Origin of the sequence: Streptomyces gardneri, from assembly GCF_006539185.1 — a bacterium.
Classification (GTDB): domain Bacteria; phylum Actinomycetota; class Actinomycetes; order Streptomycetales; family Streptomycetaceae; genus Streptomyces; species Streptomyces gardneri.
In genome coordinates, this window is sequence record NZ_BJMN01000019.1 from 82,258 (window position 1) to 94,721 (window position 12,464).

9 protein-coding genes are annotated in these 12,464 nt (G+C 72.6%); 1 reads left to right on the forward strand and 8 read right to left on the reverse strand.

All coding sequences use genetic code 11. From position 1 onward, the window contains the following. The first annotated feature begins 239 nt into the window (after positions 1-239). Positions 240-3,053: a glycosyl hydrolase gene (locus tag SGA01_RS15310; protein ID WP_174867319.1), complete on the forward strand. Its 2,814-nt coding sequence runs from the start codon at positions 240-242 to the stop codon at positions 3,051-3,053. 120 nt (positions 3,054-3,173) lie between these two features. Here the strand turns inward: SGA01_RS15310 and SGA01_RS15315 are convergent, their stop codons facing one another. From SGA01_RS15315 to SGA01_RS15350, 8 genes are all read right to left on the reverse strand, one after another. Continuing rightward, the gene (locus SGA01_RS15315) at positions 3,174-4,199 is read right to left on the reverse strand and encodes a LacI family DNA-binding transcriptional regulator (protein WP_141297051.1); all 1,026 of its coding nucleotides are present in this window, start codon (positions 4,197-4,199) and stop codon (positions 3,174-3,176) included. Between the two features lie 106 nt (positions 4,200-4,305). Beyond that, positions 4,306-5,664 carry an amidohydrolase family protein gene (locus tag SGA01_RS15320; protein WP_141297052.1) on the reverse strand — a complete coding sequence of 453 codons (1,359 nt, stop codon included), beginning with the start codon at positions 5,662-5,664 and terminating at the stop codon, positions 4,306-4,308. A gap of 166 nt (positions 5,665-5,830) precedes the next feature. After that, on the reverse strand, positions 5,831-6,493 hold the full coding sequence (locus SGA01_RS15325; RefSeq protein ID WP_141297053.1) for a GntR family transcriptional regulator: 663 nt from the start codon (positions 6,491-6,493) through the stop codon (positions 5,831-5,833). 34 nt (positions 6,494-6,527) lie between these two features. After that, positions 6,528-7,523, reverse strand: a complete 996-nt coding sequence (locus SGA01_RS15330) for a LacI family DNA-binding transcriptional regulator (RefSeq protein ID WP_141297054.1) — start codon at positions 7,521-7,523, stop codon at positions 6,528-6,530. Continuing rightward, a complete protein-coding gene (locus SGA01_RS15335; protein ID WP_141297055.1) occupies positions 7,520-9,292 on the reverse strand; it encodes a glycoside hydrolase family 36 protein in 1,773 nt (590 codons plus the stop codon). Before SGA01_RS15335 ends, SGA01_RS15330 begins: the two co-directional genes overlap by 4 nt. Further along, positions 9,289-10,125 carry a carbohydrate ABC transporter permease gene (locus SGA01_RS15340; protein WP_055639783.1) on the reverse strand — a complete coding sequence of 279 codons (837 nt, stop codon included), beginning with the start codon at positions 10,123-10,125 and terminating at the stop codon, positions 9,289-9,291. The genes SGA01_RS15335 and SGA01_RS15340 overlap by 4 nt, the downstream gene beginning before the upstream one ends. Further along, positions 10,122-11,048: a carbohydrate ABC transporter permease gene (locus SGA01_RS15345; protein ID WP_079037258.1), complete on the reverse strand. Its 927-nt coding sequence runs from the start codon at positions 11,046-11,048 to the stop codon at positions 10,122-10,124. The genes SGA01_RS15340 and SGA01_RS15345 overlap by 4 nt, the downstream gene beginning before the upstream one ends. Continuing rightward, positions 11,045-12,439 (reverse strand): ABC transporter substrate-binding protein, encoded by a 1,395-nt coding sequence (locus tag SGA01_RS15350; RefSeq protein ID WP_141297056.1) that lies wholly within the window; start codon positions 12,437-12,439, stop codon positions 11,045-11,047. The genes SGA01_RS15345 and SGA01_RS15350 overlap by 4 nt, the downstream gene beginning before the upstream one ends. Positions 12,440-12,464: the final 25 nt, after the last annotated feature.

Here is a 12,464-nt window from a genome sequence, read left to right on the forward strand (position 1 = left end):
TGCCCGCGCTTCGGGTGTCTCGTCAAGACTTGAAGGCGTAACGGCTTGGACTCGGGCGCTGGGCAGGCAGTAACTCCCCTCTGTGTCGCCTGTCTTGACACCTACGTTTCGAGAGTTTTACGTTTTCGGCCATCCGAAGCGCTTGAGAGCGCTCTCGGGAGGAGTACTCCGTACGCATGCCGCACCACCCCCATCCCCCGTCCGTGCTCGATCCGTCGTGACGACATGAGGTGCCGTTCATGCCCGCCCCCCGCACCCGCTCACTCCTGCGCACCCGACCAGGACCCCGCACCCGACCGGTCGCCGTCATGGCCCTGGTCTCCGCCCTCGCCGCCCTGGGCCTCGGCCCCGCCGCCGCCCCGGCCGCCGCCGCCACCGTCCCCGTGGGCGCCGGAAGCTACTCCGACACCCGCCCCGCCGGTACCTCCGGCCCCACCACCAACACCGGCGCACCGGTCACCCCCAAGGTGACCGCCGCCGCCCAGGGCAAGCCGGTGCCCACCAACGACTGGTGGTCCTCCCTCGCCTTCCAGCGCTACGGGGACAATCCGTACTCCACCCCCATGTACGGCCACCCGCTCACCTACCAGGCCGCGGCCGGCGGCCTCGACATCGGCTACCCGACCAGCGCCGCCGTCGTCGGCGACGGGCGCCAGTACGAGTACGCCCACCAGCGCGACCTGACCCTCGGCCTCACCGGGCTCAACTCCCCCGACACCAAGGTCGACGCCTGGTCCGACTGGACCGTCACCCCCTACTGGTCCGACGGCACCCGCACCCTGCGCACCACCATCGGGCACGGCATGCCCTTCGTGTACGCCAAGGGCACGGGCGGCGACGCCCGGATCACCACCGCCACCGCGCCCACCGTCTTCGCCGACCAGGGCAACGTCCTCGGCATCACCGTCGCCGGCCACCACTACGCCCTCTTCGCGCCCAGCGGCACCGACTGGAACGTCTCCGGCTCGACCCTCACCGCCGGACTCGGCGGCAAGGACTACTTCTCCGTCGCCGTGCTGCCCTCCACCGACGCGCTCGCGACCTACCGGAAGTACGCCTACAGCTTCGTCACCGGGTCCACGGTGAACTGGAGCTACGACGCGGGCACCGTCCGCGCCACCTACGGCCTCACCACCGAGGCGAAGGAGGGCGCCGAGCGCGGCACCCTCCAGGCGCTCTACCGGCACCAGTGGCTGCACACCACCGACCCGCTCACCCCGTACACGTACGTCTCGCCCCGCGGCACCATGAAGGTCCGGGAGTCGGCCTCCTTCACCACCACCCAGAAGGCGGCCGCCACCCTGCCCGGCCTCCCGGGCGGCGCAGGCGTGGACACGGCCCGGCTGCGCGGCTACCTGAACGAGGTCGCGAACTCCTCCGACCCCTTCTCCGGCGCCGTCGACACCTACTGGACGGGCAAGGCCCTCGGCAAGCTCGCCCAGCTGGTGCCGCTCGCCGACCAGATCGGCGAGGGCGCGATCCGGGACAAGCTGCTCGGCCTGATCAAGGGCCGCCTCCAGGAGTGGTTCACGGCGGGCGGCGCCACCGAGTTCTCGTACGACAACGCCTGGAAGACCCTCACCGGCTACCCGGCCTCCTACGGCAGCGACACCGAACTCAACGACCACCACTTCCACTACGGCTACTACGTCTACGCGGCCGCGATCGTCGCCCAGTACGACCAGGCCTGGGCCGCCGACTCCGCCTGGGGCTCCATGGTGAAGACCCTGGTCCGCGACACCGCCAATCCCAGCCGTACCGACGGCGCCTTCCCCTTCCTGCGCGGCTTCGACGTCTACGCCGGACACAGCTGGGCCAGCGGCCACCAGGGCTTCGCGGCCGGCAACAACCAGGAGTCGTCCTCGGAGTCGACCAACCTCAGCGCCGCGCTCGTCCTGTGGGGCTCGGCCACCGGTGACACCGCGCTGCGCGACCTCGGCACCTACCTCCTCACCACGGAGGGCGAGGCCATCGCCCAGTACTGGTTCGACGCCGACCAGCAGGTCTTCCCCGCCGGCTTCCAGCACGACACGGCCGGCATGGTGTGGGGCAGCGGCGCCGCCTACTCCACCTGGTGGACCGCCAACCCCGAGGAGATCCACGGCATCAACGTCCTGCCCGTGACCGGCGGTTCACTCCACCTCGGCGGCCACAAGGACGCCGTCCGGCGCAACATCGCCGAGCTGGAACGCGAGAACGGCGGACCCGCCGTCGAATGGCGCGACATCCTCTGGGAGTTCCAGTCCTTCGCCGACCCGGCCGCCGCGAAGGCGAAGTGGGACGCGGGCCACGCCGGATACACCCCGGAGGCGGGGGAGTCCAAGGCCCACACCTACCACTGGCTCACCACCCTCGACGCGCTCGGCGCCCCCGACGCCTCCGTCACCGGCTCGATCCCCACCTCGGCCGTCCTCACCAAGGGCACCACGCGGACGTACGTGGCCCACAACCACGGCTCGACCGCCCGCACGGTCACCTTCTCCGACGGCAAGTCCCTGACGGTTCCCGCGCGTTCCACGGCGACGGGCAACGGCACGGCCAACCCGGACCCAGATCCCGACCCGGAGCCGTCCACGGGCAACACCTTCCAGCTCCGCACCGGCGGCACGCTCACCACGGCCACCGGCGCCACGGCGGGCAGCGACACCGTCCTCTCGGCGCAGGGCGCGAACCACGACGGGACCCCGAGCCGTCCGCTCGTCTACGAGGCCAGGAACGTCAACGGCACGCTCAGGGCGGGTGGTTCCACCGCCTTCCGCCTCCAGATCGACGCCGGAACGGCCGTCGGCCTCGGCCAGCAGGCCCGGATCAGCTACGACCTCACCGGAGACGGCACCTTCGAACGGACGGAGACGTACCACTACTTCGCCACCGACCCGGTGACCGGGTGGGAGGAGTACGCCCAGTCCCGCGGTCTCAAGTCCGCCACCGGAACGCTCGGCAACCTGAACGGCGGGACGGTCCGCCTCGAGGTGTGGAGCGCGATCGGCAACGGCGACTCGCGCGTCCAGACCGGCACGGACCGGTCCGTCGTCGTCATCCCCTTCGACTGACCCGAACGACTGACCCGAGCGAACCGCCCCGAACGACAGACCAGACACCCCACGGACCCCGAGGACAGCGGGGGCGCTGGGACCGGAGACACCTCCGGTCCCACCGCCCCCGCTTTCGCGTCAGGCCGAGTCGCGGCGCACCAGCGACGTTGGGGTGATCACGGAGGCGGGAGCCGCGCCGTCGGTCCCGTCGAGCAGCCGCATCAGCAGCTTGACCATCAGCCGGCCCATGCCCTCGATGTCCTGGCGGATCGTGGTCAGCGCCGGGGAGGTCCGGTCGATCACCGAGGCCATGTCGTCGAAGCCGACGACCGCGACGTCCTCGGGGACCCGCACCCCGCGTTCCCGCAGGGTGCGCAGCGCGCCCGTCGCCATGAGGTCGTTCGCGACGAAGACGCCGTCGACGTCCGGCCGCCGGTCGAGGAGCTCGGCCATGGCGCGGGCGCCGCTGTCCTCGGTGAAGGAGCCCTGGCACAGCAGCGCCGGATCGGCGTCGGGCAGGACGTCGTGGTAGCCGTGGAGCCGGTCGACGGCGGACGTCTGGTCGCGGGGCCCGGCGATGTGGGCGACGGCCCGGCGGCCCAGACCCACCAGATGGCCCACGGCCTCCCGGGCGCCGCCGCGGTTGTCGCAGTCGACGTACGGCACGGCCGGGTCGATGCCCGGAGCGGGGCGCCCGCCGAACACCACCGGGATCCTGGCCCGGTCGATGAGGGCGGGCAGCGCGTCGTCACTGTGCAGCGAGAAGGCGAGCGCCCCGTCGACGTGCCCGCCGCCCAGATAGCGGGCGATCCGCTCGTGGTCGCCCGGACCCTCCACCCACAGCAGCACCAGCTGGGAGTCGTGGGCCGTCAACTCCCGGCTGATGCCGCGTACCTGCTGCTCGAAGAACGGATCGGAGAAGATCCGGAACTCCGGCTCCTCGATGATCACGGCCACCGCGCCGTTGCGCCGGGTGACCAGGGTGCGCGCCGCGTGGTTCGGGACGTAGCCGAGCTCCTCGACCGCCCTGTTCACCTTCTCGACCAGCGGAGCGCGTACGCCTGCACCCCCGTTGACGACGCGGGAGGCCGTGGCGCGGGACACCCCCGCGCGTGCGGCGACGGCTTCCAGCGTGGGGCGGGACCCCGTGGTCTGATCGGGCAAGGCGGTCGCTCCTCGTCTGGCGTCTGCTGAGCTGCGGTCCGACGCCGACCAGGATATCCGTAGCCCCCACTGCTTGAGAGCGCTCCCAGAGAGGAGAGGGTGGAGATCAGGCGAGGAACTCGCCGTTGCGGGCCACCACGGCTCCGCCGTGCACGACCATGTCGCGCTGAGGCATGTCGACGACGACCTGCGGCAGGCATTCGGCCCGTACGAGGACGAAGTCGGCCGGGGCGCCGGGCTTGAGGTCGGCGTGGGCGAGGCCCATGACGTCCGCGCCGCCGTGGGCCGCCACCCGGTAGCAGTCCTCCAGCTCCTCGTCGAGACGGACGTCCCGGACCCAGCCGAGGAGCTGCGCGCGGTGGAGCATGTCCGCGTTGCCGAACGGGCTCCACGAGTCGCGGACGCCGTCCGAGCCGAGCCCGACCCGCACTCCGTACTCGCGCAGCCGCGCGATCGGCAGGACCAGCGCGTCGGAGGGCGCCACGGTGGTGAGGGCGATGTCCTGGGCGCCCAGGTCGGCGGCGAGGGAGCCGAGTTCGCGGTCCGGCAGACCCGGCAGGCAGAAGACATGGCTGACGGTGACCTGGCCGGCGAGCGACAGGGCCCGCGTGCGGTCGATGATGCCGCGCATCGCCTTGAGGCCCTTCTCGCCGCGGTCGTGGAGGTGGATGTCCACGCCGACGCCGTGGCGGTCCGCGATGCCGAAGACGGCGTCGAGCTGCTCGTCGAGGGCCTGGTCGAAGCCGATCGGGTCGATGCCGCCGATCATGTCGATCGTGCCCTCGCGCGCCGCCCGCTCCAGGAGCGCCACCGTGCCCGGCGTGCGGATGACGCCGTGCTGCGGGAAGGCCACGATCTGGACGTCGAGCGCGTGCCGCAGCCGCTCGCGGGCGTCCGCCAGGCCCTCCACCCCGGCCAGACCGTAGGCCGGGGCGACATCGGCATGGGCGCGCATCGCCCGCGTACCCCGGGTGACGGCGTGGGCCATCAGTCCGTACGCGCGTTCCGCGACGGGGCGGCGCTGGGCCCGGAACAGCTCGACGTCCTGGGCGACGTAGTCGGCGATGCTGCTCGCCGGGCGCCGCGACACCCAGGGGCCGCCCCAGGTCGTCTTGTCGGGGTGGATGTGCGCGTCCACGAGCGACGGCAGCGCGATCCGGCCGCCGCCCTCGACGACCTTCGCGCCCCGCGGTGCCGGGCCGTTCGCGATGCGCCCGTCGACGACCACCAGGTCGGTGGGCTTCGCCGCACCGAAGGGGCGGACGTTCCGGAAGACCACGGCCTTGGCGCGGCGGCCGGCGGCGCCGGACACGGCGGCCTCGGCGTGTGCGGGGGCCGCCGCCTGGGCGGAGGTCGCGGTGGCGGCCATGGCGGCCGTCGTCCCGGCGAGGGCTGCGGCCCCGGCGAGCATCGTGCGGCGGGAGAGCGCGGAGGGGGAGTGCGAGGAGGACGAGGCGGGCTGCATGGGGACTCCTTGGGGGAGGGGCCGGTGACCAGGGGCTCCCCGTTTTTGTATACCAAGCCGATGTCGGCGGACAAGGGTGTGCTCGCAAGCCCGCGAAATCCGCACCTCACGACGTTCGTGCACGTCGAGGGGGTGATGTCGGGCTGGTTTTGGTATACAAATACTCTCAGGCGTCGCCGAAGAGGGAGCGCAGCGCGACGGCCCTGCTGTCCCGCACGTGCAGCAGCGTGCTGGCCGCCGCCGCCTCCGCGTCCCCGGCGGCGATGTGCCGGAACATCTCCGCGTGCTGGGCCCGCATGTGCGCGGGCTCCGCGCGCAGGCCGAACAGCAGCCGCAGCTGCCAGCTCAGCTGATCCATGGTCCGGGCGAGGAGCGGATTGCCCGCGAGCTCAACGACGCCCTCGTGGAACGCCGTGTGGGCGGCCACCTCCCGCGTCCCCTCGCCCGCCGCGGCCGCCGACTCGGCCTGCCGCAGGGCCGCCTCCAGCGCGGCGGGTCCCTCGCCGCCGCCCGCCGCCAGGGCCCGTGCCGCGAGTCGCGAGGCCTGGACCGCCAGCGGCTCCCACACCTCGTACAGATGCTCCACGTCGGCCCGTTCGAGCCGGCGGACGCGCACCCCGCTGTGCGGGAGCAGTTCGAGCAGCCCCTCGGCGACGAGCGCGCGCAGCGCCTCACGCACCGGGACGCGGGACATGCCGAGCTCCTCGGCGACCTCCCGTTCGACGAGCCGGGCACCCTGCGCGTACCGCCGGTCGACGATGCGCTGCAGCACGGCCTCACGCGCCCGCGCGCTGAGCGAGGCCGCCCCGGTCTTCCCGGTCTCCGTCACGGGCGGTGTCCCTTTCCGTTCTGTGCCCGGGGCCTTAAGAGGCCGCGGGGCCCGTCGAGGCGCGGATGACGAGCTCCGGGTCGAAGAGGAGCTCGCCCGTGGGGACCTCCCGGTTGCTGACCAGGGCCAGGACGCTGCGGCCCACCTCCAGGGCGAGCCGGTCAGCGGGCTGGCGGACCGTGGTCAGCGCCGGATCGGTGAACTCGGTGACCGTCGAACCGTCGTAGCCCACCACCGAGACGTCGCCCGGCACGGACAGGCCCTGGCGGCGGATGCCGCGCACGGCGCCGAGAGCCATGAAGTCGCTGGCCGCGATGATCCCGGTGGCACCGAGGCCGACCAGGGTCGAGGCCGCGGCCTGCCCGCCCTCCACGCTGTACGACTGGCGGACGACGCGGCGCTCCGCGTCGTCGATGCCCCGCCGGCCCATGGCCTCGACGAAGCCCCGCACGCGCCGGTCGGCGGGCCGGTTCCCCGCCGGGCCCGACGCCATGCCGATGCGCCGGTGGCCGAGGCGGTGCAGATGGTCCACGGCCAGTTCGGCCGCGAGCGCGTCGTCGGTGGAGAAGACCGGGGCCGGCACCCCGTCCGCGAACTCGCCGTTGATCCCGACGTACGGCACGCGGCGCTGCCGCAGCAGCTCGTAGCTGTCCGTGTCCGCACCCTCCACCGTGTTGGACGCGGAGAGGAAGACGACGGCCGCGACGCCCTTGTCGACGAGGGAGGTGAGGAAGTCCAACTCCTGGACGCCACCGGGGAAGACGGGGCAGAGCACCGTCTTGAGACCGTGCGGCGCGAGCGCCGACTCGATCCGCTCGGCGACGTCGGCGAAGAACGGGTTGGAGACGAACTCCGTCACCACCGCGACCAGTTGCCCCTGCGTGACCCGCTCGTAGCCGAGCTCGGCCATCGCCTGCTCGACCGCCTCGCGGGTCTTCTTCGACACGCCCTGCCGCCGGTTGATCACCCGGCTGACCGTGGCCTCGCTGACCTGTGCGTGGGCTGCGACGTCGGTGATACCGACCTTCATCGCGGTCCTTCCGTGAGTACGAGCGACACCAGACCGCCACGCGGGACGGCCAGCGGGCGGGGCCCTTCCGACAGGAGCGTCAGCGGATCATCCATCATACGGCCGTCCGGCCCGTGGACGCGGGCGGCCACCCGGCCGCCGCCCCCGGTGACGTCCACCATCACCCGGTCCCGGTCCGAGCCGTTGACGAGATGGAAGCGGCGGTACGCGGCGAAGTCCAGCGCCACGACCCGGTCGCCGTGCACACTCACCAGACACTCGTCGCCCCGCGCCGCCACCACCAGCGGGTACAGCTCGTCCGGCCGCCCCGGCTCCACGAGACCGTCGAGCAGCAGCTCCCGGTGCCGGTGCCAGCGCCCCAGCCAGAACCGCACGGCGGCCAGGTGCTCCGGCGGCGCCTCGTCCAGGCGCACGGAGAGCTGCGGGACCGCGTGCAGCGCCCCGATCAGCTGGCGGGCCACCGCCTCGACCGGCGCCGAGCGGGACCACATCAGCATGTCGGAGTGGACGGCGCCGCCCACGGCGAGCAGCGAGGTGTCGAGGGTCCGCACGCGGTTGGCGGTCGCGTCCGCCGGGCAGTCGAAGGACCTCAGCATGTTCCCGAAGGGCGCCATGCCGGGGCCGACGTACGGCTGGCGCAGTTCGAGCAGCAGCCCGGGCCGTACGGCCTCCAGGGCCCGGCGCACCTCGGTGAGCAGCCCGGTCATCGCCAGGCCGACGTCCCCGGCGCCGTCGCCCGCGTAGACCGCCGCCTCGTCGAGGAAGTCCAGCTTGAGCCCGTCGACGCCGTACTCGCGGACCAGCGAGACGCACAGTTCGACGACGTGCCGGCGTACGTCGGGGAGGCGGGGGTCGAGCACGAAGGCGCCCGGCACGGTGGCCCGCGCGGGTGCCGAGGACGCCCAGCGGTCGTGGCAGTCGGCCTCGGGACCGATGAGCAGGGGAGCCGCCCAGAGCAGATAGCGCAGTCCCTGGTCGCGCACCCGGGCCACATGGCCGGCCAGGTCGGGGAACTTGGCGGGGTCCGGCTGCCAGTCGCCGCAGCCGGCGTACCCCCGGCCGTTGCCGAAGCGCTGCCAGCCGTCGTCCAGGATGAGCACTCCGCAGCCCAGCTCGGCGGCCGGACCCGCCTGTGCCTCGACGGCGTCGGCGGTGACGTCCTGGTTGAAGGCGTACCAGGTGGAGTACACGGGGAGGCGGGCCGCGTCCGGCACCGGCATCGGCGGGAAGGCGGCGGCGAACCATGTGCGCAGCGGCCGCATGGCGGCGGCGACGGACGGAGCGCGCGGGACGAGCAGCAGGCGGTGCGGCCCGTCGGACGCGGGCAGGGTCAGATGGACGACGTGGGTGTCGTTCTCCTCCGACACACCGAAGCGGACCGTGGCCTCGGGGACCGGGTCGGCGGCGGCGAAGGCGAGGAGGGTCGCCCCGGAGTGCTCGTACAGACAGCCGACGGCGGGCCCGTCGACCAGACAGACCCGGCTGAGGCCCTCCCAGTCGGCCACCAGCGTCCGCCGCCAGCCGCCCTTCGGGTGCCAGTAGCCCGCCGCGTCGCCGAGCGGCACCGACAGCCGGATCTCCACGGGAACCCCGTCGGCCCGTACGGAGAGCATCCGCAGCCCGTCGGAGAGAGGGGTCAGCTCCCACTCGGGCCGTACGTCCGGGTGGCCGGGGGCGAGGACGGCGATCGACACGTCGTCGAGCAGCGGCTCGGCGGTGGCGGGGGCCGCGTGCGCGGTGGTCACGGTGTCGTTCAAGAGGGTGCTCATTCCTTCACCGCGCCCGCGAGGAGCCCGGAAACGAAGTGGCGCTGGAGCGCGAGGAAGACGATCGCCATCGGTACGGCGGCGATGGCGGTGCCGGCCAGGATGGCGCCGTAGTCGGTCTCGTCCAGGCCCTGGAGCGAGGCGAGCGCCACCGGGATGGTGAACGTGCTGTCGTCGCGCAGCACGATCAGCGGCCAGATGAAGTCGTTCCACTGGTAGAGGAAGAGGAACAGGGCGAGGGCCGCGAGCGCCGGACGCAACGGGGGCAGGGCGACCCGCAGGAACAGCCGGAACTCCCCGCAGCCGTCCATCCGGCCGGAGTCGAGCAGTTCCTTCGGCAGTGCGGCCATCGACTGGCGCATAAGGAAGATGCCGAAGGGCAGGGCCAGGTTGGGCGCGATGACGGCCTGGTAGGTGTTGAGCCAGTGCAGCTCGGCCATCATCTTGAAGAGGGGGACGAGCGTGATCTGCGCGGGCACGACCAGGCCGAGCATGAGGAGCCCGAACAGCGCCTCGCGGCCGCGGAACCGGTAGGTGGCGAAGCCGTATCCGGCGAGGGTGCACACGGCGCCGGCGAGGAGCGTGTAGACGCTCGCGATGCCGAGGGAGTTGAGCACGACCCGGCCGAAGTCCGCCGTCTCCTGGAGGGTGGCGAGGTTCTTCCCGAGGTGGCCGCCGGGCAGCAGGGGCGGCGGACTGTCGAAGATGTCCTGGGAGCTGTGGGTGGCGCCGACGGCGAGCCAGTAGAAGGGGACCGCGACGGCGGCCAGGGCGATGGCGAGCCCGGAGGTGAGCAGGATGCTCCGGCCGGGGTGGCGTGTGCGGGCGGCGGTCACGACTTCTCCCCGAGCAGGCGGAACTGGATCAGGCCGAGGACTCCGACGAGGACCGTGAGGGCGTACGCGACGGCGGAGGCGTAGCCGAAGTCGAAGTACTTGAAGGCGTTCTGGTAGAGGTACACGCCGATGGTCAGGGTCGCGTTGTCGGGCCCGCCGCCGGTGAGGACGTACGGCTCGTCGAAGAGCTGGAGCGTGCCGATGGTGGACAGGACGGTCGTGAGCAGCAGCGCGGGCCGCAGCCCGGGCAGTGTGACGTGCCGGAAGGCGCCGAGCGCCCCGGCGCCGTCGACGGCGGCCGCGTCGTACAGCTCGCGCGGGATCGTCTGCAGCCGGGCGAGCAGGATCACGGCGTTGTAGCCGGTGTAGTGCCAGGTCAGTGCGAGGCCCAGGGAGATCCGGGCCCAGAGCCCCTCGGTCAGCCAGGGCACCGGGTCGATGCCGACGAGGCCGAGCAGCCAGTTGACGAGCCCGTACTCCTCGTTGAGGAGGACGGAGAAGACGATGCCGTACGCGACGAGGCCCGTGACCATCGGCAGGAAGAAGCCGAGCCGGAAGACGGGCCGGCCGCGCAGCAGGGTGGAGTCGAGGGCGACCGCGAGCCCGGTGGCGAGCGCCAGCATCAGCGGCACCTGCACGACGAGGATCACTCCGGTGTTGCGCAGCGCGGTCCAGAACAGCGGGTCGTCGGCGAGGCGCAGGTAGTTGTCGGCGCCCACGAAGGTCTCGGTGCCGCCCACCGTCCGGTGCAGGCTGAGGAGGAACGACCACGCGATGGGGTAGAGCTTGAACCCGGCGAAGAGCAGCACCGCGGGCAGGACGAAGAGGTACGGGGCGGCCGTGCCCCACCGCCCGCGCCGACGCGCGGAGAGGCGGGGCGCGGAGGGGCGGGACACGGCCGCGGCGGGCGCGCTCGGTGTCATCGCACGTTCTTCCTGCCGGTCTGGCGGGCCAGCTCACTCGCCGCCTCGCCGAGGACCTTCGCCGGGTCGGCGCCCTTCAGCAGCACCTTCGACTGGGCGTCGGTGACGAGCTTCAGGGCGCGGGCGTAGTCGGCGGTGTAGTTCACGGCGGAGCCGGGCGCCTTGAGGGCGCCGAGGAAGATCTCGCCCTTGCGCTGCCCGCCGAAGAAGGCCGACGGCTCGTGGAAGACGGAGTCGTCGTACGCCTTGAGGAGCGCGGGCGCGATGCCCTTGCCCCGGTAGATCCGCACCTGGGAGGCGGGGCGGGTCAGTGCGAACTCGACGAAGGACCAGGCCGCCGCCTGCTGCTTGCTGCTGCCGGCGACCGCGAGGTGCGTGGAGTTCACGGTGGCCGCGGTGGGGCCGCCGCGGCGGACGGCCGGGGGAAGCCGGACCCGCCACTTGCCCGCCTCCTCGGGCACCTGCTCCTCGATGATCCCGCCGAACCAGGTGGGCCAGGGCAGGACGGCGGCGGTGCCCTTCTTCAGGGAGCTCATCAGGGCGTTCCAGCCGCCGGCCAGATTGCTGACGAGACCGGCGTCGTTCATGGTCTTGATGAGCGTCATCGCCCGGACGGCCTCCGGCGAGTCCAGGGTGACGCGGCCCTCCAGGTCGAAGTAGAAGGCGCCCTGGAGCTGGAGCAGCATCTGGAAGAAGTTGGCGGCGTCGGGCTGCGAGGCCGGCTTGTCGATGCCGAGGAGATGGGCGCCCGTGCGCGCCTTGAGCTGCTTGCCGGCCTCGATGGTCTCGTCCCAGGTCTGGAGCGCCGCGACGTCGACCCCGGCGCGCTCGAAGAGGTCGTGCCGGTAGTAGAAGCCCGCCGAATTGGCCTCCCACGGAAGGGCGTCGACCCGCTTCCCGTCGGGGGAGACGGTCTGCCAGAGACCGGCGGCGAAGGCGTCCTTGTGGGCGGTGGCGCCCAGCGGGGCGAGGTCGGCGAGGCCGCCGGGGAAGCGCTCGACATACCCCGGCAGGTAGTCGACGCCGATGTGCAGGACGTCGGCGAGGCCCTGGCCGCCGGCGGCGAGACCGGTCGTGATCTTGTCCCAGATCGCGGGGTTGCCGATGTCCTCGACGGTCACCTGGATGTCCGGGTACTTCTTGTTGAAGTCCGGTATCAGGGCCTTGAGTTCGGCCGCCGGGCCCTGCCAGGACCAGACCGTGATCTTTCCCTTGCGCGGATCCCCGGCGGCGCCCGAGCCTCCCGCGCCGGTGTCGCCGCTGCCCGAGCAGCCGGTGAGCGTCGTCAGGCCGGTGAGGCCGAGTCCGCCGAGTCCGGCCGCCGCCAGGGCGCCGCCCCCGCGCAGTACCTGCCGGCGTCCCGGCTGTCTTCCACTCTGCTGGTCCGTCATGTCGGATCCCCTCGCTCGCTTCGTC

Excerpts from the sequence above, each read along its gene's own strand:
- SGA01_RS15335 (WP_141297055.1), bottom strand. The coding sequence starts at position 9,292 with ATGAGCACCCTCTTGAACGACACCGTGACCACCGCGCACGCGGCCCCC.
- SGA01_RS15350 (WP_141297056.1), bottom strand. The coding sequence starts at position 12,439 with ATGACGGACCAGCAGAGTGGAAGACAGCCGGGACGCCGGCAGGTACTG.
- SGA01_RS15345 (WP_079037258.1), bottom strand. The coding sequence starts at position 11,048 with ATGACACCGAGCGCGCCCGCCGCGGCCGTGTCCCGCCCCTCCGCGCCC.
- SGA01_RS15310 (WP_174867319.1), top strand. The coding sequence starts at position 240 with ATGCCCGCCCCCCGCACCCGCTCACTCCTGCGCACCCGACCAGGACCC.
- SGA01_RS15330 (WP_141297054.1), bottom strand. The coding sequence starts at position 7,523 with ATGAAGGTCGGTATCACCGACGTCGCAGCCCACGCACAGGTCAGCGAG.
- SGA01_RS15320 (WP_141297052.1), bottom strand. The coding sequence starts at position 5,664 with ATGCAGCCCGCCTCGTCCTCCTCGCACTCCCCCTCCGCGCTCTCCCGC.